The organism is Streptomyces sp. NPDC047028, from assembly GCF_040644095.1.
Taxonomy (GTDB): Bacteria; Actinomycetota; Actinomycetes; order Streptomycetales; family Streptomycetaceae; genus Streptomyces.
Genome location: NZ_JBEYVS010000055.1, coordinates 1 through 23174, shown reverse-complemented (window position 1 = coordinate 23174; position 23174 = coordinate 1). Strand labels below are relative to the sequence as shown.

Sequence of the window (23174 nt, the reverse complement as noted above, 5' to 3'; positions counted from 1 at the left end):
CCGACCTTTGGTCGGCGTGAAGGGCCGCGCGGGGCCGAAGTGGATTGCAGTCCGCTTATTTGGCGCGCGCGGCCGGTGGCGCTACGTCACCCCGACCCCCTTGATTCCGAGGCCGGTGTCGGCGTACGCAGAGGCGCACCCGATGGCGTGATCGCGATGGTGGAACGGCGTAGCTGCGCGTGGAGTTCCGCAGACGCGGGTAGTCTTCACCTCGCGATCACCTCCTTTCCAGGTGTCGCCAAACGAGGCGTTGCCCCGTTCGAGGCCCCGCGGACCAGGCCCGGTCCCGGGGTTCTCGTCGTTATGGATCACGTCTGCGATCACCCTAACCCCCTGTGACGACACAGACGTGGGTCGAAAGCGCATCCCGCCCGAGAAGTCGCGAATGCCGGGTGAACTGCGGTGTTTGACGGCAAAGTCGTGACCGAGGTGGGTCACCTGGTGGGTAAGCCGTTGAGGTGTCATCAGGCCAGTCCGCCCAGGTGCGCATTGGCGTCCTTCGCGGCTGCGGCCAGTTCGTGCAGTTCCACGACCACGATCCCGGCCTCCACCAGCTGCTCGTAGCCGACGCAGTCGTCGACGAACAGCGACGGCTCCCGCCAGGCGATGACCACCCGCGGAATCCCCGCGCCCAGGATGCGCTGCGCGCACGGAGTGCGCGGCGAGTGCCGCTGGGAGCAGGGCTCCAGCGTGCTGTAGATCGTCGCCCCGGCGAGGCGCGGGTCGTCCACGGGCAGCTTCCCGAGGGCGGCCTCTTCCGCGTGGTCGTGCGGGTCGGCCTCCCGGGAGTAGCCGGCCGCGAGCTCGCTGCCGTCCTCGCCGACGATGACCGCGCCGACCGAGTAGGCGCCGGCCGCCGGAGGGCACAGCGCAGCGAGGTCGATCGCACGCTGCATCCAGCGCAGGTCCTGGTCTCGGTCGGGCGCGTACATCAGCGGCGGCCCTTCGGGGCGTAGCGGATCAGGACGACGTCGTCGATCGCGCGGACCTCGAGGACCTGCATCCGCGCGGTCGATCCCCCCGGGTAGTCGGCGGGCCCGAGGAAACGCGCGGCCTCCGGCTGACCGACCAGCAGCGGCGCGATGGCCAGGTGGACTTCGTCGGCGAGGTCCTGGGCCATGAGCTGGGTGTGGATCGTGCCGCCGCCCTCCACCATCAGCTGTCGGACGCCGCGGCGCCCGAGCTCATCGAGGACCAGGCCCCAGTCGAGGTCCGGCCCGACGCTGACGACGTCGGCGAGGTCCCCGAGCGTTGTACGGACCTTCTCCACCGCGCTGTCCACGGTGACGACGAGCTTGTCGCCGCCGTGGTGCCAGAACTTCAGGTCGGCGGAGAGGTCGCCGCTCGCGGTGACGGTGACCTTGAGGGGGTACTCCGACTTGCCGTCGGCGATGCGCTGAGCACGGCGTTCGTCGCTGTTGACCAGCAGGCGCGGGTTGTCCCGGCGCATCGTGTTCGCACCGATCAGGATCGCGTCGCTCTCGGCGCGGACCTGGTCGACGCGGTCGAAGTCCGGGGCGTTGGACAGGCGCAGCCGCTCGGGGCTGGTGTCGTCCAGGTAGCCGTCGACCGACATGGCGGCGGACAGCACGACGTACGGGCGGGCAGTCATCTGCTCAGGCATCCGTTTCTGTCTCGTGGGCGAGGGTGGAGTCGAAGGCGGCGCGGAACTCGGAGACCGGGGCCTCGCGCTGCCAGGGGATCAGGGCGGTGTCGAGCCGGGCGAGCTCGTTGGTGATGCGGCCGGAGCCGGTATCGGCCGCGACGGTCAGCGCGTGCATGCCGATCGTCGCGGCCCTCTCGGGATCGCGGGCGCCGGCCAGCGCCACGGCCTGCCGCGCCATGTAGACGCCGCGGTCGCGGTGGTAGTCGTCGGGCATCAGCCGGATGGCGTCGGCGAAGGCGCCGGCGGCTTGGTCGTGCTTGCCGAGGGCTTCCAGGCCCTGCGCGCGGTGGACTTCCACGTACGAGGGGTTCAGCCATACGCCCCAAGGGGTGGGGTCGGAGCCGATGCCGTCCAAGGCGTTGCGCACGGAGTCGATGGCCCGCTCGCTGTCGTCGGCATCGCCGCGCAGAGCGTGTCCGTACGCCTCGTAGGTGCGGGCCACGGCGGCGAGCCGGCTGCGGGGCCGCGCCATCCGCTGGGCGGCTTCGGCCAGGTCGACGACGTCGACCAGGTCGGCCGTGTCACCGGCGAGCTGGGCCTTGCGGGCCATGACGTAGGTGGTCAGTTCGTTGTCGCCGACCGTGTACGACCACTGCATGGCCCTGTCGAGCCAGTACGACGCGGCGTCTGGGTTGCCCAGGTCCTGGTGGAGCCAGGAGAGGAACTCCCCGTACTGCGTCTGGAGCTCCATCAGGTCGCGCCGGTCGGCGCCCTTCGCCTCCCGGCGCAGCTCCTGGATGACATCGATGTAGTCGCGCGTCGCCTTGAGGGCGTGGCGCGGCCCGAGCAGGTTGTCGCCGTCGATCAGCAGACGGCGGGTGCGGCGCAGATGCTCAACAGGCGTCGATCCGTACGCCGACGCGGCCCGCGCCCTGCGGACCAGGCCCGGCACGCCGGTCGAGTCCGCGGCCGCCGGCGAACCCACGCCGACCGCCGAAGCGGCTCCCAACCCCACCCCCGCGCGCAGCAATGCGCGCCGTTCCAGAGCCACCCAAACCACCGACCCATCGCGTAGACGACACGGGACCGAGATCCCCTCACCGTCCGACGCTGCCTGGTCGGCTACCCCCAAGGCCAGGCTGACCGCCGAGTTGGCCACATGAACGGGCGGATTGGCCACATGGCCACGCTCGTCACCGATCTGCTCCCAGAGGCGCAGCAGCATCCCGCTGGCGCCCAGGGCCTCGTCCAGGAGCGCCGCCTGGGTACGGTCGGCCATGCGCTCCGCTCGTTCGAATCGCCCCAGGTGAGCGTGGTCGATGCGGGTCGACTTCGAGAGGTCGCGGAGGCTGAGACCCCGCGAATTCCGCAGCTCGCGGAGCTGGTAACCCCAGTTGTGCAGGGGGGACACCCAGGGCGTCAGCTCCCTCGGTTTCTGTGCCATCCCGCCCCAATCCTGTGGCTGATGTGGCCAGTTCACCCGGCCACATGTCAGATCTGGAACTAGCAGCTCCCCCGGGCTTAGAACCGAACTGCACACAGTCGAGTTCGGTCAGGGAGGTGGTGCTCAGTGCTCGTCTTCGTCGTCGTCCACATCCGAGAGGCGCGCGCTGGAATGCCGTCGGATGCTGTAGCCGATCTCGAACTCCTCAGCACTCATCCGAGTGTCGTTGAGTTCGAGAACCTCACCGCTCGGGGCCATCGTCAGGCGCACGACGCGCAGCAGGGGGACACCGACGTCAGCGGGCAGATTCAGCGCTTCGGCTTCCTCGGGGGAAGGCATGCGAGCCGACACCCCCTCGCTCCAGCGCAGAGGGCGGTGGCCCATCTCCTCCAGGCGGTCGTAGATCCCGCCGGATCCCGTGTCGGCTTCGGCGAGCTGGGTGCCGCGGGCGAGATCCGCCGGCAGGTAGCTGGTCGCCAACTGCTTCGCCTTCCGAGTCTCCGGATCGCCCATGATTCGGTCCCGAACCAGCACTTCGGCTCCGGTGCTGAGACCCATCAGCGCGGCGAGGTCGACCGGGACGATGCCCCAGCGCACGGTGGGCGGTTCCAGTGCCACCCAAGGCTGCGCTGTCGGGTCGAAGAAGTAGCCGATCTCATCCCGGAAGACCTGGCGCGAACGCGTGATGCGCTTCTTCTCCGGACGCTCGCGCACGATGGTGCCTCTGCGACGGACCGCCACGACAAGGCCCTCTTGCTCCAAGAGAGCGATGGCGCTTCGCACCGTCTGGTAGCCAGCCCCGTACTGCGCCTGGAGCTCCGTCAGCATCGGGAGCTTGTCGCCCGGCAGGTATCGCCCCTCGCTGATCTGCTGTCGCAGGTCAGCTGCAATGTCGCGATACGAGACGGGCATCGGAGCCACCTTCCGGAGTGCTGTGCGGATCTGATTCTAGGGCTAGCTCTATCAGTCAGCGATGCGCCAGCACAACCGGTCGACACGAATAGAGCTATCGCTATTGACTCGGTAGGTCGGCATGGTCTCTACTAGGCGATAGCGATAGCCCTAACGCTCTGCTGAGCAGGGGTTACGCAGCTCAGCACCACCGCAGTAGTCGTCCGCCCTCCGGGGCGGCCGGAGTAGTCCTCCCCAGCTCGCTGGGAATCCGAGGGCGCGAGAGCACCATCGAACTCCTCCGGAGCCTGACGGCCGCGACACCTGTGTGCATGTCGCAGCGCAGTGCGCTGTCTGTCCTGCGGGACGCCGGCCTCGTGCCGAGCGGCCCGGAGGGCAGAGAAGGCACCGCGACGCACCCCCTGCCCCTCCTGCCCTGAGGAGTTCGGATGTCTGCTCCCACAGTTGAGCGCACCGCCCGCCCCCGCCGGAGCCGGACCCGCTCCCGCACCGTCAACGCCCGTCCGGCGCTGGCCCTCTCCACCCTCAAGCCGCACCAGTACGACCTGCGCCCCGCCTGCGCCTCGCTGATCTGCCCCGACTGCGAGACGTGGGTGCCGATCACCGGCCTCGGGACAAAGACGACCAAGGTCGTGCCGCACGACACCGGCCTCGCGAACAAGGACGCCGCCGTCCGCTGCCGCCTGGGCAGCAACCGCCTGGTCACGGTCAACGTCACGGTCCGGAAGTGGGCGGAGCGCCTGGAGGACGGTCACGCGGAGACCGGCCACCGCCGCAAGACCACCGTGCGGCGCAAGCCGAAGGTCGCCGTCACCCCGGCCGTCAGCCAGATCGCCGCGCAGAAGCAGGCGCCGACGGACGACGAGCGCGGCGACGACCGGCCGATGTGGCTGCTGCGGAAGAGGGGATGGGCGGCGACCGAGTCCGCGGTACGCGACGCCGACACCCGCCGCGCGCAGCTGCCCACCGGTGACGCGCCGCTCGGTGCGCCGGCGGTCCCCCTCGAGCCGCTGCACCCCAGGCGCCGCGCGAGCTGACCCGCTCCGGACGAACGACCAAGGCCCCGGCCACCCCACAGAGGGGAGGCCGGGGCCTTGGCTGCTCGTACGACAGCCTGAACAGCACGACAGCCCCGGTGACTTGAGACCCTCCGGGGCTGTCCAGGACCTATGTGGAGGACCTGATGCAGCCCAGCATCGCACGGAACGATGGCGACTCCGACCCGATCATGGACGAGGCCCTGCGCCGCGCCCGGCAGGGGAAGTGATCGGCATGGACTGGCGACACAACGCGGTCTGCCGCGAAGAGGACCCTGAGCTGTTCTTCCCCATCGGCAACACCGGCCCGGCGCTCCTGCAGATCGAGGAAGCCAAGGCCGTCTGCCGCCGCTGCCCGGTCATGGAGCACTGCCTCCAGTGGGCGCTGGAGTCCGGCGAGGACGGCGGCGTCTGGGGCGGGCTGTCCGAGGACGAGCGGCGGGCGATGAAGCGCCGCGCCGCCCGCAACCGGGCGCGGCAGGTGTCGGCGTGAGCGACGACGACCAGAAGCGCCTGGACGACGCCCTCCGTCGAACCAACCAGGACCACGACTTCGGCCGCCGCGCTCACGGCTGAGCGGCCCGCACGGCAGGACGGAATCCCAACTCCTGTCCCGCACGGCGATGTTCCACCAGGTCGGTCGCCCGCACCACGGGCGGCCGGCCTTTCGCACGCCTCCAGCCCGGGAGAGTCTCGGGCCCGCACCCCCGCAGGAGAGCCCATGCGTACCAGCACCCCGCTCGACACCGCGCCGACCGGCACCACGCTGCCGGACTCGCTGTGCACGCACACCCCGAAGTGCCCGACGGCCGCCAGCCCGGACCGCGAGGCCGCGCAGGTCGTGGCGGCCCACCCGGAACAGGGCTGGAGCCTGCTGTGCAACGCCCTGCTGCTCTTCGACGACACCGGCGAGCTGCTGCCCGACGGCCAGATCATCGCCCCGCACCGCCCCCTCGCCGCGGCCACGGCCTGACGGCTGCCTGATCCGCCCGCACCGACCGCCGCACCCCGGCGGCCGGGACGGGCGGTGACTGGGAGCCGGACAGTCCGGACCGCGAAGGGATGGCCATGCGCGGAGATCGCGTCACGCTCACCACCGACATCGAGGCCCTCGGCACCCGGCACCAGGCCGGAGCCCAGGGAACCGTCGAGGAGGTCCACACCGGCGGCCACCTCACCGTCCGCATGGACGACGGACGCCGCAACTTCCCGACCCGCGACGAGGTCACCACCGACTCGCGATGAACGGACTGCCAGTTGCCTGATCTGCCCGCTCCGGCCGCCGCACCCCGGCGGCCGGAGCGGGCGGTGACGGGGAGCCGGACAGCCCGGTCGCGCCGGCCAGCGCCGGTGTTCGTGAAGAGGAGATGCCGTGGCCCCGCAGTCACCCACCCCGGTTGTTTCGACGCAGACGCTCTACACCAAGGGCGACATCGTCCTGTTCCGCAACGTCGAGCGGTTCTGGCTCGGCAAGCCGGAGCACACCTTCGTCGGCCGGGTGGAGCGCTCCTGGCGGCACGTCGACACCGGCCGGGTCCTCTACGACCTGACCGAGCTCGGCAGCCTCAGCTACCGCGCCGGAATCGACCCCGACTACATGCGCCCGCTCCCCGCGGCCGACGCGATGCACGACATCGACACCGCGCCGCTGAGCGAGCCGGACACCGGGGCGATGTCCCCGGCCGCCGTCGCCTGGCTGCGCCAGCACCTCGCGCGCACGCTGCCCGCCCCGCACGCCTGATCGAACCCCCGTGAACCGCCGCCCCCGCCAGGGCGGCACCCGACCTGGAAGGAGGCGGCGTGGCCGCCACACGAACCGCCCGCAAGAGGACCCCCACCCGCAAGAAGCCGGCGGCGACCCGTACCGCTCCGAAGCCCACCGCCTCCCCCACCCCCGACGTCGCCCCGGTCCCGGCTACGACGACGGACACGGAGCCGGAGGCGGAGGTCGTCGACCTCGAGGCGCTGGCCCGCGTCGCCGACGCCCGGGACCGGGCCGCCGACGTCATCGACCTCGCGCGCGAGCAGGCCGCCGACCTCCAGGCCGAAGCGGAGACGGCGGCCGCCCGTACCGTCGCCGCCACGCACGAGCAGGTCACCGTGCTGATGTCCGAGGCGCAGACCCGCGCCGCGGGTATCACCGCCGACGCCGACCAGGAGGCCACCGCCCAGCGCGAGGCCGCCAAGGTCGACCTGGAGGCGGCGCGCGGCGAGGCCGACCGGCTCCTGGTCCAGGCCCGCGAGCGTGCCAACACCCTGGTGGGGGAGGCCCGCGCGCAGGTCGCCGACCTCACCGAGATGGCCGCCACCGACCGCGAAGCGACCGGCAAGGCGGTTACCGAGCTGCGCCGCCTGGCGGAGGCGGACCTCACCGAGATCAGCACGCTGGTCGAGGCGCGCCGCACCGAGGCCGGCCAGATCCTGGCCCGCGCTCAGGAGCAGGCCGACGACCTGGTCGCCGCCGCGCAGCGGGAGGTCGATCAGGCCCGCGAGCGGTTCGCCGCTCTCGCGGCGACGGCGGCCGACCAGTACGACGGCCGCCGCGCGGAGGCGGAGGCGCTGTACGCGGACGCGGTCAAGGCCGCCGACGACCGGCGCCGCGAGGCCGACGAGAAGGTCGCGGCCGCGCACACCGAGGCGGAGGCAGCCCGCACCGAACTGCGGACGAAGCTCCGCGCGCTCACCGACCAGTTCGACGCGGAGGCCGCCACCAAGCGCAAGGCCCTCGCCGACGAGCTCGCCGGGCTCAAGGCCGCGTGCGACAAGCAGCGCGAGCGGCTGCGGGATGAGGCCAGGACCGTTGCGGTGCAGCTGCGCGAGGCCGCCCAGAAGGAGGCCGACCGCATCACCACGGAGGCGGAGCGCAAGGCGAAGGCCGTCACCGACCGCGCCGCGGCCGACGAGTCCCGCGCCCGCCGGCTGCTGGAGGAAGCCCGCGAGGCGAAGAAGGCCGCGTCCCGCTGGAACGGCTGGCAGCAGGGCATCAGCCGCAAGGCGTGGAAGGCCGCGCCGTGGATCGCGCTTGCCGCCGGCGTCGGGCTTGCCGCCTCCGGCGAGTACGAGCTGGCCCGCATGGTCGGCATCAACACCTACGTCGCCCCGTTGCTGCCGGTCTCGATCGACGTCTACTGCGTCACCGCGTTCCGGGCCAAGAAGGACATCCCCTACGCGCTGCTGCTGATGGCGTCGGCGAACGTGACCTACCACCTGTCCGAGCAGGCGCACATCGTCAAGGAGGGGCAGTCGGCTCCCTGGCCGCTGACGACGTTCGTGGTGCTGATCTTCGTGGCGGTCATCTGGCGCGTCCACACCCTCATGCACGACGACGGTACGGACGGCCACGGCAGCAAGACCGCGGACGGCGGCCGTACCGGTACGGAGGGCGGAAACGGAATGACTGCCCGTACAGGTACGCACCGGCGTCCCGACGCGACGGACACCGAGTCGTCCGGCCGTACAGAGGGCGCGAACCACGACCTGTACGCCGCGCACAACGCGGTTCGCTCGGACGGATCGGGCGCTGGATGGGACGGTACGGACCCTGTACGCCCCGCCTCGCACCCGCCGCACGACGGCGGCACCGAAGCGGCGGTGACCAGGGCGTACAGCGACCGTACATACGGCGTACACACCACCCCTGAGGGGGCGGCGCGTACAGGGACGGCGACCACGGGGCGTACCGGGACGGCCAGCGCGGCCGTACAGGGACGCAACCACACCATCAGCGTCCGTACACAGCCCGGAGCAGACGGTGTTCCGGGTGCCCGTACAGGTACGGGCACCGCATCCTCCGGCGCAACCGGAACGGGCAGTACGGCGGGCGGGGAGCGTCCTGGTACGCCTGTACGGACCGATGAGGAGCTCCTGCCGCTCGTACAGAACCTGCCCCGCACCGAGGACGGGTTCGTGACGCTCTACCAGGCCCGCACCAAGCTCTCCGTCAACAACGACCGCGCGGTGCGCCTGCTCTCCAAGGCCGGCCTGCTGCGCCCCGAGGACGCGGACAAGCACCTCGCCTGATCCAAGTCCGGCACACACCAGTGAGGGCCAGCCCGAAGGAAGCGGGCTGGCCCTCGCTGCGACTGCCGGAAGCAGTCCACAGCCCCCCAAGTACAGCAGGAGGAAACCCGCCGTGAACAGCAGCAACGACCCGAACTACTCCCCCCTGCGCGACGTGGCGCAGAGCCCGGAGGCAACCGCCCGGTACCTGGCCGACGTTCAGCGGGTCCTGCTGGACATCGGCAAGAACCTGGAGACCCTCGCGCTGGAGACCCGCGTGCACCTGCGCGGGACGAACGTGGAGGGCGACCGCTGGTACCACGCCCGGCTGCGCGCGATGCCCGTCGAAAAGGCCCTCGGGGGCGTGCTCAGGAACCTGAACAACCTGACCGAGGGCCTGGAAAAGAGCGCCTATAAGCGCCGCGCCCACGACGAAACCGTCGTGAATACGGCGAAGGACCGGAAGGAAAGGGAGATCGAAAGGCAGCGGAAGAAGAACCCGCCGACGCTCCAGGCCGCGCCCCCGCCGCCCCCGCAGGGTGCGCAGAACCAGAATTCCGGCTATGGTGGTCCCACGTCGATTTACGACCTCGGTAAGAGGGAGTCGGCGTGACGCGCCCCCTCAGCAGTACGGAACGCTCGATCCAAGGGCGGATCGGCTGGCTTCGAGAGGAAGAGCGCAAGGCGATCGAAAGTCGCGGGGAAATCGGCCGGATGGAATTCTGGCTCCGCGTTACTCGAACCGAAATCAGCCGGGACGTGAAAGCGGGACGCGATGATGTCGTCACCGCTTTCACGCTGGTCTGCCGCCTCTTCAAGCTGGTCCTGGAGAAGCGGCAGGCGGGCGACCCGCGGTTGTTCGACCACCTCATGCAGTACGCGGACACCGTCCTGAGGCAGCACGGCCCGCGTAGCTGAGCGACATCCCACGAAGGCCCCGCCGGGCTCCGGCGGGGCCTCGCGCGCGTAAAGCGTGCACACGTGCACGTGCACGCGCGTGCACACGAGACCCCACTGTCTGTCAAGCCCCCAGGAGGGGAGGTGCCCCGTGTCCGACGAGTCCGACGACACCGGCGGCGGAACCCTGGTCCACGGTCCGTGGAGCGGTGATTCCACCTACACGCTGCCGCCGATCCCGGATTTCATCGACACCATTCCGCCGCCGGAAGACATTCCGGCGGCTCCCCCGGAGAGTCCGGAGGAGACCACGATGGAAATCCCCGCGATCCCGGCCGCTCCCAACCCGGCCACGGCGCTGCGTTCCGAAGGAATTGCCGCACCGGAAGCCGATGAAGAAGAGGGCGAATACGAGGAAGGCGAATACGAGCAGCCGCGCTCTCTCGCTGACCGCCTCGGTGACTGGTTGGAATTCCGCCTGGAAATGGCGCGGTACAACCAGGAAAGCGAAGCGCCTTTCCGTGAGGCTGAAATAGCACGGAAGGCGGCGCTGCTGGAGGGACGCACCGCGCAGGAAGTCGCGATGATGGAGCAGAACGGAAAGCTCCACGCCGCGATGATGAAGGCGAAGGGCGACAAGGCGGCGGCGCGCGGAAAGGCGGATGCCGACCGTACGAAGTCGTCCTCCGCCGGGCTGGGTGCGGACAAGGGCCGCTCGAAGGCCGGCGGCGGGGGTGGGTCCTCGCGCGGCGGTGGCGGCAGCGGGCCGTCCCGCACCAACTCGGGTGCCGGGCCGAAGGGGTCCGGCGGCGGTTCGCGCGGCTCCAACTCGGGTAGCTCCGGCAACCGTTCGGGGTCCGGGGCCGGTGGCGGCAAGGGCGGCGCGAAGGGCCCCCAGTCGGGCTCTGGCGGCCGTTCGGCCGGTTCCGGGCGCAGCGGTCCGTCCGGGGGGTCGAAAGGCTCCCAGACGGGCTCTGGCAGCTCCGGGCGCGGCGGCGGCGCGAAGGACGACCGGGCCGGTCGACCGTCCGGCGGCGCCCGTGCCGAGCGGGCCCGCGGCCGCCAGGAGCGCGCCGGGGTCCGCCAGGCCGGGCGGCAGGAGCGGCGCAGCGCCGGTCACGCCGCCGGGATCGCGGACCGCTCCAAGGACCGCGACCAGGGCCGCGCGCACAAGCAGCAGGCGTGGGAGGACCGCCGGGCCCGTCGGCAGGAGCGGGACGCGGCGCGGAAGGCGAAGCGGGAAGCCGCGGCGTCGGCCAGCTCGGGCCGCACCACGCTGGGCAAGGCGATCGGTGAGGAAGCCCAGCGCCGCTTCGACCAGCGCCGCGCCGACGCGAAGGCCGCGCAGGAGGCCAAGGAGGCGAAGGCGGCTGGCACCGAGAAGGTGAACCTGACCAAGGACAAGGACTCCAAGGCCAAGGGCACCGACGGCAAGGACGCCAAGACCGCCAAGGACGGTCCCGAGGGTGCCTCCGGCGCCGCGAAGGACGGCACGGCGGGCGCTGAGCCGGGCAAGGACTCTGCGGCCGGTGACGGGGCGTCCGACGGCGGGAAGAAGCGGCGTCGGTTTAGGCGCCGGCGCACCGGGGCCACCGGCCGGGCCGGACGGCGCGGACGTTCCCGTCGCACCGGGCGCACCGGCCGGACGGGACGCGGTCGTACGGGCCGTGCCGGTCGGCGCGGCCGCACGGCGGACAGCCCGTTCGGCGAGGAGGACTCCACCCCGACGGTGGAGTGGCCCGAGCACGAGACTCGCCCGCCCAAGGCCGCCCCGCCGCGCGAGGACGACATCGTCGACGCCGACATCGTCCCTGACGCGCCCGGGGCCCTGACGACCGGCGTGCGGGGCCTGCCGCCCGCGCCGGAGAAGCACACCGCACGGCCCGGCACCAGCCGGCCGACCACCACGGAAGGGGGCAGCGTGAGCAGCTCGGAGGTCAGCAGGCCGTCCGGCGCGGGCGGCCTGGGTGCCCAGCACCGCACGGACATCACGTTCGACGACTACCTGATGGAGATGGCGAACATCGCCATCCAGGCCGCCTCCGACCAGGAGCGGGCCGAAGCCCTCGCGGAGGCTCTGGACAAGGTGGCCGACGCCCTGCGGGACATGGCCACCGACCTGGTCGGCGACCACAACGTCACCACCGAGGTCACCGAGCTGATCTCGGACCTGGCCGACTCCGCGGCCCGCATGAAGCAGCAGGCGGAGCGGTGCGCGACCGAGTGCGGGCTGGCCCTGGAGGCCGCCAAGCTCGCCGCTGCGATGGTCGCCCGCGTGTACGGCCAGGACATGGCTGCCAAGGAAGACGCGGGCCTCAAGTACGTGTCGGCCGCCGCCCACCATGACTAGAAAGCAGGGAGGGAACACGCTGATGAGCAGCGAACTCGCACCCCGCCCCGGCGGCGCGGCACCCGCCGTCGCCGACGGCGACAACCGCTACAAGGCCGTCCAGGCCAAGCTCGACGCCCTCGGGCGCGCGCTCGACGACGCCGGGCTCGGCCTGGAGGAGCTCGTGCGCAGCATCCGCAAGAACGCCAAGCGTGCCGAGGACGCGGCCCGCGACGTCGACAACGCCGAACTCGACCCGCGCTTCGTGGAGCTGACCAGCAACGTCGGTGTCGCCCTCGGGGGCGCCGGGGTGCAGGTCAAGAAGCTGTACGAGACCGCGCAGGAGACCGCCGACCTCACCCACGAGACTCGGCGCACCCACTCCAAGCTCTACGGCGCGCTGGACGACATCCGCTCCAACCGGCGCGAGAAGACGCCCCGGCCGGGCTTCTTCAACCGCTGACCCCCACTCCCCCACCCACCCCCGCTACGGGCGGCCCCGCGATCTGCTGCGGGGCCGCCCGCGGCTGTTCCGCGAAGGAGAACCCGGTGACCACGCCGCGCAGCGTCGCGCTGGAGCGCCTCGCCTACACCCTCGCCGCGCCTGTGCTGGCCGTGGCCCCGAACCTGTACCCCGACAGCCCCGTCAACCAGGTCGTGCAGCTCGCCGGCGCGGCCGGGATCGGCGGCTGGTTCCTCGCCGCCAAGAGCGACGAGCACGGCGCCGGACGCAAGATCCTGCGCTGGTCGCCGCTGGTCCTGGCCGCCGCCATCGACGTCACCGCCAAGACCACCACCGGCTTCGGCCCGTACTGGATGGACGGCCTGCTCGCCGCCACCTGGGCGGCGGCCGGCTACCTGGTGATGCCCTTCTCCCGGCACACCCGCCGCCGTCACCGCCCCGCGCTCGCCGCCCCGGCCCCGCAGCCGGCGCCCGCCGAGGTCCTCGAGGAGCCGGTCGTCGTCGACGACGGAGCCGACCTGCTCACCCGCGACGCGCGGATGCTGTGGGAGCAGGCCGGGATGCCCGGCCGCACGCACATCGTCAAGGCCACCCGCCACCCCGGCCAGCAGCACGACATGACGATCCTGCTGCGCGCCTCGGAGACCGGACGGCCGATCACCGGCCTCACCGAGGCCGCGGTCGCCGCACCGTTCGCCGTGCACTCCGGCGACGTCGTCCTGGCGGAGGTCGCCATCCAGCCCGGCCGCCAGGGCGGCCCCGGCTGGATGGAGGCCCACATCACCCCCGACGCCAACCAGCGGCGCCGGGCCAAGCCGACCGACCAGGAGCGCTGGACGGACAAGGTCGGCTCCCCCAAGGGCGGCGCCCCCGGCTCCGAGCTGGTCCACAAGACCCGCGACGACGTCCGGGGCGTCACCTTCTACCGGGCGAAGATGGCCGACGCCACCACCAGCCCGCGCATCGACCTGGCCAAGGTCTGCCGCGGCCTGAAGCTGCCCGAGGACGACTCCTGCGTGTTCGTCCTCATCGATGGCATCGAGTTCCTCATCAGCGCCTTCGACAAGCCCCCGCTGTCCGCGATCTTCCCCGCCACCCGGGAGCTGCTCACCCCGGACGCCAAGGGCATGTACGTGTGCGGGTACACCATCACCGGCCAGCCGGTGAAGAACATGGTGTTCCAGCACGACAAGAACGCCGCCCGGCACGGCCTGATCCTCGGGGTGTCCCGGTCCGGCAAGACGCAGTTCTTCGCGATCGACATGGCCGCCATGTCCCTCGCCGGTCAGGTCGTGTGGCTCTCCACCGTCCGCAAGGACGAGAAGACCTCCACGCTGGGCAAGTACATCGACCGGCAGGGCTCCAACGCCCTGTGGATGGCCCGCTCGCTGCGCGCGGCGAAGGCGCTGTGCGAGATCCGCGCGGAGATGCCCTGGCCGCACGACGGCCAGCCGCACGACTACAAGCCGGGCGACGCCCGCTGCCCCTACCGGCAGCTGAACGTGTTCGCGGACGAGTTCATGACCGCGGCGCAGGACGCCCAGTTCGGCGAGTTCATCCAGACCGACGGCGACGACCTCACCGTCACCGGCCTGAAGTACGGGATCGGCTTCAACCCGGCCGGGCAGTCGCCGTTCGCGCACAACGGGTTCTCCACGGAGATGAAGGACAACCTGCGGCAGAACAGCCGGCCGACCATCTTCAACATGGGCTCGCCGGGTGCCACCCGCAAGGCGGCGGAGGGCACGATGGAGAACGCCTACGACGTGCCGACCATCCCGGCCCGCTACGCCCAGCAGGAGGGTTCCGCGATCGAGCGGGCCATGCGCGGCGAGGCCGACCCGGAGAACGGCGTGTCCACCGGCGGCGTCGCCATCATGGTCATGGACAACGGCCGTGCGGTCCTCATGCGCTCGCTCTACGCGGACTTCGACACCAACCTCGCCGCCCTGTTCCCCGACGACGTCAACCGGCTCACCGACCACGAGATCAGCGAGCTGGAGAAGCGCGGCCTGTGGTTCGACTGGAACGAGCCCGTACGGCCCGGCGAGTTCTGGCCCGAGCCCGAAGAGGACGACGGCGACGACGGCGGCTCGCGCCGTCGCGGCGGCGGAGGCGGCAAGGGCGGCGGCGGCCGCGGCTCCAAGGGCGGCAGTCGCCGCTCGACGGAGGTCGTCTCGGCCCGCAAGGCGCTGGAGGCCATCAAGAGCCTCACCGACGCCTGATCACACCCACCCATCCCCAGGGCCGGCCTGCCCGAGCACGGCCGGCCCCGACCCGACCTGAAGGAGCACCACCACCGTGGCCCTGTCCATCTCCGCCGCCGTGCTGCTGGGCATCATCGTCGTCGTCCTGGTCAAGGGCGGCTACGTCCGTATCGGCTCCGCGCTGATCTGCGCCCTGTTCGGCTTCACCCTCGCCGCGACCGGCATGGCCCCGGCCATCAACAACGGCCTCGCCTCGTTCGCCGGACTGATCTCCAGCTTCTGACTACGCCTCTTCCCACGGCGGGTCCGGCGTGTAGTTGAGCCCGTCGCAGAAGCGGCAGTACCACTCCGAGGGCACCTCCCACTTGTCGACCCAGAAGCCGACCTGCCTGCCCACGAAGAAGTTGTCCCCATCGCACCACCCGCACTGGAAGACGAACTCCACCCCAACCCCTCCCCTGACGCCTGTGGGTCCGAGGATGCCCGCAGCACGCAGGCGGTGCCTACCCACCCGCCAGCCTCAACTCCCCTGCTACGCAACGCCGAAGGGCGCCGCCGGACACGCTCCGGCGACGCCCTTCGACGTCGCGCGCCCCTCCCCCACGCGCCCTCCCGGCCACCACGGCCGCGAGGGCGCTCCCCTTCCGCGTGATCGGAGAACACCCCATGGACCCCCTGCACACCCAGCACGGCATGCCCGAGTCCGAGGCCGCCGCCGAAGCCCGACGCCTGATCGACGCCTGGGCGGCCCAGCCCGTACGCCAGCACCCCACCTCGTTCCGCGACGAGACCGAGCCGCCGGCCTTCGGCCCCACCCCGCCCGTGAAGCAGGAGGACAGGCGGATCGTCCCGGCCTGGGCGGCCGGGATCGCGGTGGCCTCCATCGGCGTCGGCGCCGGGATCACCGGCATCGGCTGCGGGGCCTGGCTCGTGCTCCAGGGCCTGGCCTCCGTCAGCCTCGCCGGGGTCCTCATGGTCACCCTGCCGTTCGCGGGCCTGGCCATGGCCGCCACCGCCATCGGCGGCGCGATCAGCAAGGCCCGCGCGGCCGTCACCAAGAACGTCTTCGAGGGTCCGGTCACCCACCACACCGAGATCCACAACAACAGCACCACGCGCGGCGCGTTCTTCGCCCGCACCCGCAACGACATCCGCTGAACCACCCCACCACCGCCCTGCGGACGAAGGAGCAGTCACGCCATGACCCACAACGACAAGCCCGTCAACGGCCAGGACAACCCGTCCTTCCTCGACCTCCTCAACCAGCTGCCCCCGCAGCCTGACGCGAAGGACTGGCCCCGCCCCAAGCGCTTCGCCGGGCTGCGCGCCGCGTGGAAGGAGTCGTGGGAGGACGGCTTCCTCTACGAGCGGTGGGACGAGATTTCCCAGGCCCGGCACGTCAGCTGGCACGAGGTCGCCAACTGGATCAAGGCGGCCGCGCTGATCGGCGGGCTCAGCCTCATCGTGCTGATGCTGGACACGGCCGGCGACATCGCCGACGCCGCCCTCAAGGGCCTGTCCGCCGTCCCGGCCACCAGCAGCGGCGACGGCAACGGCCTGTGGGGCACGGTCGACCACCCCGTCCGAATCTTCCTCGCCGACCAGGCCGCGCACCTGGCCGTCGCCCCGGCCGCCCTGTACGCGTTCTGGCAGCTGACCGGCCTGCTCGGCCTGGTCGGCGGGTTCCTCGGCAACGCCGGGGCCCGCATCGCCTGGGTGCTGTTCGGCCTCGGAACCCTCGCCATGATCTGGTCCACCGCCCCGGCGGGAGGGCGCGCCGCCGCCACCGGGCTGGCCGCCCTCATGTGGGCCCTGGCCAGCATCTTCGCCCTGCGCGGGCTGAGCCTGCGGCCCATCGTCCACAACCACCCGCCGCAGTACCAGTTCAGCCCCGCGCTCCACATCCACGCCACCCTCCCCGCCCCGGCGGGCGACGGCTTCGGCGACGAACCCGACAACGTCCACCCGCTCCAGCGCTGACCCCCGGTCGCTCCGCCTGGTCCTCGCCCTCCCCGCCACCGCGGGGCCGGGCGAGGACCGGACAGGCCGACCGGCCTCACGCACCACCACCCTCTGTCCCCGACCGAATGGAGAACACGTGGCCGTCATAGGCGTGCTGACGGAGCCGACCCCGCCCACCTGGTGGCGGGCGAACCGGCACAAGGTCTACGGCGTGCTCGGACTGCTGATCGGCTATCTGATCGGCACGAACCTGCACGGCGCCGACCCCCAGCCACAGCACCCGCGCCCGAGCCACACCACGCCGGCCCCGACCACGCCCGGCGCGCACCGCACGCACACGCCCGCCTGATCCGTCACACCCGCCGCACCCCGCCGACGCTGCTGTCGGCGGGGTGCGGCGCTGTGCACCGACCTCTGGAGGAACCGAACGTGCTCATCCCCCGCCCGCGCCGCCGCATCGGCCGGCCCCGCCCGCAGCGTCCCGGCCCCCGCTACCCGCACCGCCCCGACCGGCTGCCCGGCACCTGGAGCAGGTGATGCCGCGCCGCCGCGTCAGGCGCCGCCGCCGCGAGGCGACCCGGGTGCCGCGCGAGAAGGCGACGCTGCCCGAGTACGACCGCGGCGCTGTCCCGGCCGGGCTCGCAACGCGCAGGGATCTGCGGTCCATGAACCTGAGCCCCGGCCGCAACAAAGGGCCGGTCGCGATCCTGCGCTGCAAGCTCTGCGCGACCCGGCCGAACTGGTCCTGCCGTCACCCGACGCGCGGCTTCCTGCTCCGCGTTGACCTGGCGGTGCCCAAGCGCGTGCCGACGCTCGCTCAGGAGTGGGCCCTGGACCGCGCGATGGCAGCACGCCAGACCTGCGGCGACTGCGGGCGGCGGTTCTACTTCTGCCTCTCCAAGAAGCTCGGCTGTTGCATCGAGTGCTTCGACGGCACCCCGGTGGACCCCAGCAGCCTCATGACCCTCCCGGCCCTGGCCGTTCACCGGCTGGCCGCGTGAACCGGCCCCGTCCCGACCGAACAGGCCAGGACGGGGCCCGCACAACCCGGGCGGCCGCAGCACCGGCAAAAGGCCGGCCGCCCGTCCCCTTCACCCGTATCGAGATCAGGAGAACCCCAGCATGACGCATCGCCCCGCAGTCTTCGCCGCCCTGCTCGGACTGACCCGCGCCGGGAGCGCGATCGGTGATTTCTGGGTCCAGAACGACTTCTGCGCCCGGGTGAAGGGAGCCTCCGACGAGCACCCGGTCACCTTCAAGGACCCGGTCACCGAACAGGAGACCAGCCACGGCACGGCCGACGGCCGCTCCGCGTGCCTGCACCACTGCCTGACCTATACGGCCACGCAGGCGATCGTCGCCGGGGCCGGCGCCCGCGTGCTCGGCATCCGGGTCCACCCGGCCGCCGCCGCGGCCGCGCTCGCCATCTCTTTCGGCACCCACTACGCCGCGGACCGCAGGGTTCCCGGCAAGGGCCTGCTGGAGCGGATCGCCACCAAGACCGGCAAGGGCGGCTTCTACAAGCTCGCCGACTTCGGCATCAACGGGGCGTTCCAGTTGGACTCCGCATGGCACCACGGCTGGGAGACCGTCGCCGCGCTGGTCGCCACCACCAAGGCCACCAGCCGGTGACCGGTCGCCCCCGCACCCGCCTTGAGCGGGTGCGCGCCTCGGTCGGCATCGCCCAGCTCGCCCTCCAACAGATCGAGGACGACCTGAGCGCCGACGACGTCGACGGCCAGGAGCTCGCCGCGATCCTGCGCGAGCTCCAGGAGGACGTCGACCACCCTGGCGGCCTCTTCCCCACCCTCGCGCAGCTGCTCACCGTTGCCGCGCGGCGGGCGGAGCAGATCGAGCCCGACCGCGACGGCGACGCCTCCTGCCCCCTGCACGAGGCCGCCGGGCTCCTCACCGATAACGCCGGGCAGCGCCTGAACTGGGCTGCCCGCTCCCTCGACCCGCAAGGAGACCCCGAATGACCTCGGTGCTGTTCCCCGACCTGCCCGAGAACGGGCTCGTGGTGTTGATCGGCGCTTCTGGCGCGGGCAAGTCGACGCTGGCCCGCACCTGGCCGGCCTCCCAGGTCCTCTCCCTCGACGGCCTGCGCGGCACGGTCAGCGACGACCCCGGCGACCAAGGCGCGACCGGTGACGCCGCCGACGTCCTCAAGCTGATCCTGGAGCGCCGGATGGCCCGCCGCCTCAACACGGTCATCGACGCCACCAACCTGGACCAGCCCGTGAGGGCGGAACTCGTGGAGGCCGCCAAGCGGCACGGCATGCCGACCGCTGCGGTCGTCGTCGCCACGCCGCTGCCCGTCTGCCTGGAACGGCAGGGGCCGCGCCCGGCCAACCGCCGCGTGCCCGAGGACGTAGTCCGCTCCCAGCACCAGGCCATGGTCCACTCCCACCAGCGCCTCGCGGCCGAAGGCTTCAACACGGTCGTCTTCGCCGACACCTTGGACCGCCTGGAGCCGTTCCTCGGGCGGCTCTCCCAGACGCGGGAGGCCGATCTCGGGCGCGACGGCAGCGACGGCCTGGGCGACCTGTGGCTGGCCCGCCGCTTCTTCGGCCCGGAGATCCTGCCGCTGTGGCGATGGCGGCCGTGCTCGGACCTGGTGACCGGCCGGGACCGCGTCGCGGAGATCCGCCTCGGGCGGCAGCTGCTCACCCTGGCGTTCCGCGACGACGTCGACGGCGAGGGCGACTTCGGCTTCGACGTGGCGCTCCCCTGCCCCGCCGACCCGGAGTGCGCCGGGCAGGCGTGGGCGCCGGCCTACTCGGTCACCGACCTGCACAAGGCGCTGACCGGTGCGATGGACAGCGCCCCGGACATCGTCTGCACCGTCCACGGCGGCGCCGACGACGTCGACCAGGAGGGCGACGACCACGCCCTCCAGGACGACGACCCCGAGGGCCGCGCCGACCTGGAAGCGCAGTACGCGGACGCGGTCGCGTGATCCACGCGGTGTGACGGGCGCTCCGTGCCGCCCCGGCCTCCAGCACCACGGAGGCCGGGGCGGTCGCGGTGGTCCCTCACCACCGAGCACAGAGAGGAGCTGGGCGTCATGTACCTGCGCATCTACGAGGTTGACGTCCCGATACACGACAACACCGACCCGGCCCGGCGCGGCGTGCACGTCTTCACCGGCGTCGCTGACTCCCCCGCCGCGGCTCTGCGCCGCGCCCACGAGGTGTACGACGCCGCGCTCGCCGCGCAGCAGGCCGGACTCGAGATCCCCGGCAAGCAGCCGGACAGCTGGGGAGCGCGCGGGCTTCGGCCCGGCTGGCAGATGGAGTGGCCCGCCGCGACGGCCGGCCTCTGGCACAACCCCGTCAGCTGGACGACCCGCAGCGACTTCGCGCTGTAGCTCCGCCCCGGGACAGCCGCTCTGCTTGGCGGCTTCGTCGGCTGCCCCGGGCCCATCCATCCCGTACGAGACGAGACGGAGAACCCAAGTATGTCGTCCTTCCTGCGCGTTCAGGGCCGGATCGGCCAGCGCACCCTCTTCCTGACGACCGCCGCCGTGCCGTTGACCGGCTGGGCGGTCCACGCGGTCACCCTGCACAGGCAGCTCGCCGCGACCCGCCGCGACCCGTTGACCGGGTTGCTGCGCCGCGACGCCTACACCGCCCGTGCCCGCCGGCTCCTGGCCCGCCACGGAGACAAGGTGACCGTGGTCATGGTCGACGCCGACCACTTCAAGCAGATCAACGACGGCATGGGCCACGAGGCGGGCGACACCGTCCTCGCCGCGTTCGGGGCCCGCCTCGCCGCGTGGGCGGGCCCGCGCGCTGCCGTGGGCAGGCTCGGAGGCGATGAGTTCGCCGTGGTCCTGGAGCTCGCCGCCGACCGCCGTACGCAGCGCCTGGAGCAGCTGGTGCGGATGCTGCACACGCCGGTCACCCTGGACGACGGCCGGACCGTCGACGTCGCCGCCTCGGTCGGCGCCGCGGCCCCGGCCCTGGTCGGCTCCCGCGACCTGACCGCCCTGCAGAGGGCCGCCGATGCCGCGCTGTACGACGGCAAGCACTCCGGCCGCGCCCACCTCGCCACCCCCGCGCACGTCACGGTCCCGTCCATCAACGGGCGCAGGGTCGGACGCCCGGGTACGGCCGTGTGGGGGCGAGCGGCATGAGCACCGCCACCCTTCCGCCGGCGGGCGACTGGATCCGCGGCATCAGCATCCGGCAGCCGTGGGCCACCGCCATCGCCGCCGGGGCCAAGCCGATCGAGAACCGCCCGCAACCCTGGTCCTGGCGCGGCTGGCTCCTGCTGCACGCCAGTCTCCAGACCGACCGGCACGCCCTGCGCATGCCGCTGGTCGCCCGCGCGATCCGCGGCCGCGACCTGCCGACCGGTGCCGTGATCGGCGTCGCCCGGCTGACCGGCTGCCACCAGGACCCGGCCGGGGCCCCGCCCTGCGGGTCCTGGTCGGAGCCCGGCCAGTGGCACCTGGAGCTCGCCGACGTCCAGGAGCTCGCCCTGCCGGTCCCCGCCCGCGGGCAGCTCGGGCCCTGGAAGCCCGGCGAGGACCTGGTCGCCCAAGTCCTCCAGCAGCTGCCCGACCTCCGGCCATGACCACCCGGGGCAAGAAGAAGCCGCCGTTCGAGCCGGGCCTCATCCCGGCTCCCGGCGCGCTCCTGGAATGGCGCGACAGCCAGCACTTCGACCACTGGCAGGACCGCCCCTGCGCGCTGTGCGACCAGCCCACGCCGATGCGCTCCCACGCCGGGGAGCCCGTCCACAAGGCGTGCGCAGAGGACTGGATCGCCGCGAACCCCACCGAGGCCCGCCTCGGCCGGTTCGCCTCCGACACCCAGCCCAAGAGCACCAAGCGCGCCACCCACGCCTGAACCCTCCCGTCGGAGGACCCCATGAGCAGCACCGACCACCACGTCGACCACGCCCTCGCCTACCCGGAGCCGCCGGCCTCGCCGCTGTGGCACCGCGACGGCGCGAAGGCCCGGCCGCTCACCACCGAACAGCAGCGGCGCAACCGCGAGCTCCTGGTGCTCGCGCAGAAGCGCCCGACCCGACCCCGCACCCCTCGCTCCCCCAACACCCTGGCGGAGGCCAGCCGATGAACCCCCAGACGCACCTCGCCATAGACGGCTACGTCGACGCGATCCCGGCCCCCGGCCGCGACCGGGGCACCGCGACGTTCGACCTGATCCACTCCCCCGCCGACGCGGACACCCTCGCGCCCGACACCCCCGACACCGTGTACGCCTGCACCACCGCCGACTCCGCCCTCGCCGACGTCCTGCTGAGCGAGATCCAGCGCGGCGACCTGCTGCGCGTCACCGGCACCGTCACCCCGCCCAACGCGCCCGACGACCCGGCCCGCTTCACCGTCGTCGGGCTGGAGGTCCTCGAGGCCGCTCCGGCGTTCATGCCCTTCGACCTCGTGCTGGAGCGCTGGGGCAACTACGTGGCCGTCTTCGACGCCGACCGCGACCAGGTCCCGGTGTTCACCGCGTCCGGCACGTGGATCGGCGAGGCCGCCAGCCCCGACGCGATCAGCGACCTGATCGACGCCTACAAGGAAGGCGGCTCGCGATGACCACGACGCTCCCCGCCCAGCGCACCGTCCTGGAGACGTTCCCCGCCGGCCACCCCCGCGGCTCCTGGCCCGCCGACGAATACGCCGCCGCCCAGCGCGCCCAAGGCACCGAGGCCCACGTCGTCATGGACCTCGGCACCGACCAGTTCCTCGTGGTCACCGACACCACCACCCGCTGATCCACTTCACCGAGAGGTCCACATGACCGAGACCGAAACCACCCGCTACACCGCCGACGTGGTCGCCCTGACCCCCGACGGCACCGTCCTGCTGATTGAGCGCGGCTGGCCGCCGTTCGAGGGCGCCTGGGCGTTGCCGGGTGGCCACCAAGACGAGGGGGAGACCAGCCGCCAGGCGGCTGCCCGGGAACTCCTGGAGGAGACCGGGGTGCCCGTCGACCCCGACCAGCTGCGCGCGATCGGCACCTGGGACCAGCCGGGCCGCGATCCGCGAGGCAGGTACAGCACCGACGCCTACCTCGCCATCGTCCCCACCGGCACTCCGATCGTCGCCGGGGACGACGCCCGCACCGCCCGCTGGTGGCCCCTGGACGCCCTGCCGGAACGACTCGCGTTCGACCACGCCGACATCCTCCGCGCGGCCACGGCCCCCTGAGCCGTCACCACCACCCCGCAGTAGGCCCACCCCCGCGCGCCGCGCCCCGCCCTTCCCGGCAGGGCGCGGCGCACACGATTCCGCGGACCGAGGAGTCGCCACGGCCCAGCTCCTCGGTGACCAGGCAGTACGCGAGG

32 protein-coding genes are annotated in these 23174 nt (G+C 72.3%); 27 read left to right on the top strand and 5 right to left on the bottom strand.

Annotated elements, in window-relative coordinates:
* Nucleotides 1-464: 464 nt before the first annotated feature.
* The 4 genes from ABZ854_RS32870 to ABZ854_RS32855 all read right to left on the bottom strand — a co-directional run bounded on the left by ABZ854_RS32870 (nucleotide 465) and on the right by ABZ854_RS32855 (nucleotide 3962).
* Nucleotides 465-932: a deaminase gene (locus ABZ854_RS32870; protein WP_361218409.1), complete on the bottom strand. Its 468-nt coding sequence runs from the start codon at nucleotides 930-932 to the stop codon at nucleotides 465-467.
* Nucleotides 932-1624, bottom strand: coding sequence for a dihydrofolate reductase family protein (locus ABZ854_RS32865; RefSeq protein ID WP_361218406.1), 693 nt, complete (start codon nucleotides 1622-1624; stop codon nucleotides 932-934). Before ABZ854_RS32865 ends, ABZ854_RS32870 begins: the two co-directional genes overlap by 1 nt.
* Nucleotides 1617-3050, bottom strand: coding sequence for a helix-turn-helix transcriptional regulator (locus ABZ854_RS32860; protein ID WP_361218403.1), 1434 nt, complete (start codon nucleotides 3048-3050; stop codon nucleotides 1617-1619). Before ABZ854_RS32860 ends, ABZ854_RS32865 begins: the two co-directional genes overlap by 8 nt.
* Nucleotides 3051-3173: 123 nt before the next feature.
* Nucleotides 3174-3962, bottom strand: a complete 789-nt coding sequence (locus ABZ854_RS32855; RefSeq protein WP_361218400.1) for a GntR family transcriptional regulator — start codon at nucleotides 3960-3962, stop codon at nucleotides 3174-3176.
* A gap of 428 nt (nucleotides 3963-4390) precedes the next feature.
* Between ABZ854_RS32855 and ABZ854_RS32850 the strand changes: the two genes are divergently transcribed.
* The 12 genes from ABZ854_RS32850 to ABZ854_RS32795 all read left to right on the top strand — a co-directional run bounded on the left by ABZ854_RS32850 (nucleotide 4391) and on the right by ABZ854_RS32795 (nucleotide 15177).
* Complete coding sequence (locus tag ABZ854_RS32850) at nucleotides 4391-4999, top strand: hypothetical protein (RefSeq protein ID WP_361218397.1); 609 nt, start codon at nucleotides 4391-4393, stop codon at nucleotides 4997-4999.
* Nucleotides 5000-5234: 235 nt separating this feature from the next.
* Nucleotides 5235-5492, top strand: coding sequence for a WhiB family transcriptional regulator (locus ABZ854_RS32845; RefSeq protein WP_361218394.1), 258 nt, complete (start codon nucleotides 5235-5237; stop codon nucleotides 5490-5492).
* 285 nt (nucleotides 5493-5777) lie between these two features.
* Nucleotides 5778-5972 (top strand): DUF5999 family protein, encoded by a 195-nt coding sequence (locus ABZ854_RS32840; RefSeq protein WP_361218444.1) that lies wholly within the window; start codon nucleotides 5778-5780, stop codon nucleotides 5970-5972.
* 95 nt (nucleotides 5973-6067) lie between these two features.
* Complete coding sequence (locus ABZ854_RS32835; RefSeq protein WP_361218391.1) at nucleotides 6068-6244, top strand: hypothetical protein; 177 nt, start codon at nucleotides 6068-6070, stop codon at nucleotides 6242-6244.
* A 127-nt stretch (nucleotides 6245-6371) separates the two neighbouring features.
* Nucleotides 6372-6740 (top strand): hypothetical protein, encoded by a 369-nt coding sequence (locus ABZ854_RS32830; RefSeq protein ID WP_361218389.1) that lies wholly within the window; start codon nucleotides 6372-6374, stop codon nucleotides 6738-6740.
* A gap of 59 nt (nucleotides 6741-6799) precedes the next feature.
* Nucleotides 6800-9019, top strand: a complete 2220-nt coding sequence (locus tag ABZ854_RS32825; RefSeq protein ID WP_361218386.1) for a hypothetical protein — start codon at nucleotides 6800-6802, stop codon at nucleotides 9017-9019.
* A gap of 112 nt (nucleotides 9020-9131) precedes the next feature.
* Nucleotides 9132-9611: a hypothetical protein gene (locus ABZ854_RS32820; protein ID WP_361218383.1), complete on the top strand. Its 480-nt coding sequence runs from the start codon at nucleotides 9132-9134 to the stop codon at nucleotides 9609-9611.
* Nucleotides 9608-9916 (top strand): hypothetical protein, encoded by a 309-nt coding sequence (locus ABZ854_RS32815; protein WP_361218380.1) that lies wholly within the window; start codon nucleotides 9608-9610, stop codon nucleotides 9914-9916. Before ABZ854_RS32820 ends, ABZ854_RS32815 begins: the two co-directional genes overlap by 4 nt.
* A 130-nt stretch (nucleotides 9917-10046) precedes the next feature.
* Nucleotides 10047-12245: an ATP/GTP-binding protein gene (locus tag ABZ854_RS32810; protein ID WP_361218378.1), complete on the top strand. Its 2199-nt coding sequence runs from the start codon at nucleotides 10047-10049 to the stop codon at nucleotides 12243-12245.
* A gap of 22 nt (nucleotides 12246-12267) precedes the next feature.
* Entirely contained in the window at nucleotides 12268-12687 is a 420-nt protein-coding gene (locus ABZ854_RS32805; protein ID WP_361218375.1) for a conjugal transfer protein TraB, read from the top strand.
* A gap of 86 nt (nucleotides 12688-12773) precedes the next feature.
* A complete protein-coding gene (locus ABZ854_RS32800) occupies nucleotides 12774-14912 on the top strand; it encodes a chromosome segregation protein ParM (RefSeq protein ID WP_361218373.1) in 2139 nt (712 codons plus the stop codon).
* A gap of 76 nt (nucleotides 14913-14988) precedes the next feature.
* Entirely contained in the window at nucleotides 14989-15177 is a 189-nt protein-coding gene (locus ABZ854_RS32795) for a hypothetical protein (RefSeq protein WP_361218370.1), read from the top strand.
* Here ABZ854_RS32795 and ABZ854_RS32790 read toward each other — a convergent pair whose 3' ends face one another.
* Nucleotides 15178-15339, bottom strand: a complete 162-nt coding sequence (locus ABZ854_RS32790) for a hypothetical protein (protein WP_361218368.1) — start codon at nucleotides 15337-15339, stop codon at nucleotides 15178-15180. It lies immediately after the preceding gene.
* Between the two features lie 221 nt (nucleotides 15340-15560).
* On the opposite strand from ABZ854_RS32790, the gene ABZ854_RS32785 reads away from it, so the two are divergent.
* The 15 genes from ABZ854_RS32785 (at nucleotide 15561) to ABZ854_RS32715 (ending at nucleotide 23037) form a co-directional block, all read left to right on the top strand.
* Nucleotides 15561-16052 carry a hypothetical protein gene (locus ABZ854_RS32785; RefSeq protein ID WP_361218365.1) on the top strand — a complete coding sequence of 164 codons (492 nt, stop codon included), beginning with the start codon at nucleotides 15561-15563 and terminating at the stop codon, nucleotides 16050-16052.
* A gap of 42 nt (nucleotides 16053-16094) precedes the next feature.
* Nucleotides 16095-16874 (top strand): hypothetical protein, encoded by a 780-nt coding sequence (locus ABZ854_RS32780; protein ID WP_361218363.1) that lies wholly within the window; start codon nucleotides 16095-16097, stop codon nucleotides 16872-16874.
* Between the two features lie 118 nt (nucleotides 16875-16992).
* Nucleotides 16993-17205 carry a hypothetical protein gene (locus tag ABZ854_RS32775; RefSeq protein ID WP_361218360.1) on the top strand — a complete coding sequence of 71 codons (213 nt, stop codon included), beginning with the start codon at nucleotides 16993-16995 and terminating at the stop codon, nucleotides 17203-17205.
* Nucleotides 17206-17392: 187 nt separating this feature from the next.
* The gene (locus tag ABZ854_RS32770; RefSeq protein WP_361218357.1) at nucleotides 17393-17857 is read left to right on the top strand and encodes an RRQRL motif-containing zinc-binding protein; all 465 of its coding nucleotides are present in this window, start codon (nucleotides 17393-17395) and stop codon (nucleotides 17855-17857) included.
* A 121-nt stretch (nucleotides 17858-17978) separates the two neighbouring features.
* On the top strand, nucleotides 17979-18488 hold the full coding sequence (locus ABZ854_RS32765) for a hypothetical protein (protein ID WP_361218354.1): 510 nt from the start codon (nucleotides 17979-17981) through the stop codon (nucleotides 18486-18488).
* Nucleotides 18485-18835 (top strand): hypothetical protein, encoded by a 351-nt coding sequence (locus ABZ854_RS32760; protein ID WP_361218352.1) that lies wholly within the window; start codon nucleotides 18485-18487, stop codon nucleotides 18833-18835. The genes ABZ854_RS32765 and ABZ854_RS32760 overlap by 4 nt, the downstream gene beginning before the upstream one ends.
* Nucleotides 18832-19815, top strand: a complete 984-nt coding sequence (locus ABZ854_RS32755) for an ATP-binding protein (RefSeq protein ID WP_361218349.1) — start codon at nucleotides 18832-18834, stop codon at nucleotides 19813-19815. Before ABZ854_RS32760 ends, ABZ854_RS32755 begins: the two co-directional genes overlap by 4 nt.
* Before the next feature lie 108 nt (nucleotides 19816-19923).
* Nucleotides 19924-20226: a hypothetical protein gene (locus ABZ854_RS32750; RefSeq protein ID WP_361218346.1), complete on the top strand. Its 303-nt coding sequence runs from the start codon at nucleotides 19924-19926 to the stop codon at nucleotides 20224-20226.
* 90 nt (nucleotides 20227-20316) lie between these two features.
* Nucleotides 20317-20994, top strand: a complete 678-nt coding sequence (locus ABZ854_RS32745; protein ID WP_361218343.1) for a GGDEF domain-containing protein — start codon at nucleotides 20317-20319, stop codon at nucleotides 20992-20994.
* Nucleotides 20991-21437 (top strand): hypothetical protein, encoded by a 447-nt coding sequence (locus tag ABZ854_RS32740; protein WP_361218340.1) that lies wholly within the window; start codon nucleotides 20991-20993, stop codon nucleotides 21435-21437. Before ABZ854_RS32745 ends, ABZ854_RS32740 begins: the two co-directional genes overlap by 4 nt.
* Nucleotides 21434-21712, top strand: coding sequence for a hypothetical protein (locus ABZ854_RS32735; protein WP_361218337.1), 279 nt, complete (start codon nucleotides 21434-21436; stop codon nucleotides 21710-21712). The genes ABZ854_RS32740 and ABZ854_RS32735 overlap by 4 nt, the downstream gene beginning before the upstream one ends.
* A gap of 21 nt (nucleotides 21713-21733) precedes the next feature.
* On the top strand, nucleotides 21734-21943 hold the full coding sequence (locus ABZ854_RS32730; RefSeq protein ID WP_361218335.1) for a hypothetical protein: 210 nt from the start codon (nucleotides 21734-21736) through the stop codon (nucleotides 21941-21943).
* Nucleotides 21940-22422, top strand: a complete 483-nt coding sequence (locus ABZ854_RS32725) for a hypothetical protein (protein ID WP_361218332.1) — start codon at nucleotides 21940-21942, stop codon at nucleotides 22420-22422. Before ABZ854_RS32730 ends, ABZ854_RS32725 begins: the two co-directional genes overlap by 4 nt.
* Entirely contained in the window at nucleotides 22419-22601 is a 183-nt protein-coding gene (locus ABZ854_RS32720; protein ID WP_361218329.1) for a hypothetical protein, read from the top strand. The genes ABZ854_RS32725 and ABZ854_RS32720 overlap by 4 nt, the downstream gene beginning before the upstream one ends.
* Before the next feature lie 22 nt (nucleotides 22602-22623).
* Complete coding sequence (locus ABZ854_RS32715; RefSeq protein WP_361218326.1) at nucleotides 22624-23037, top strand: NUDIX hydrolase; 414 nt, start codon at nucleotides 22624-22626, stop codon at nucleotides 23035-23037.
* The last annotated feature ends 137 nt before the right edge of the window (nucleotides 23038-23174 follow it).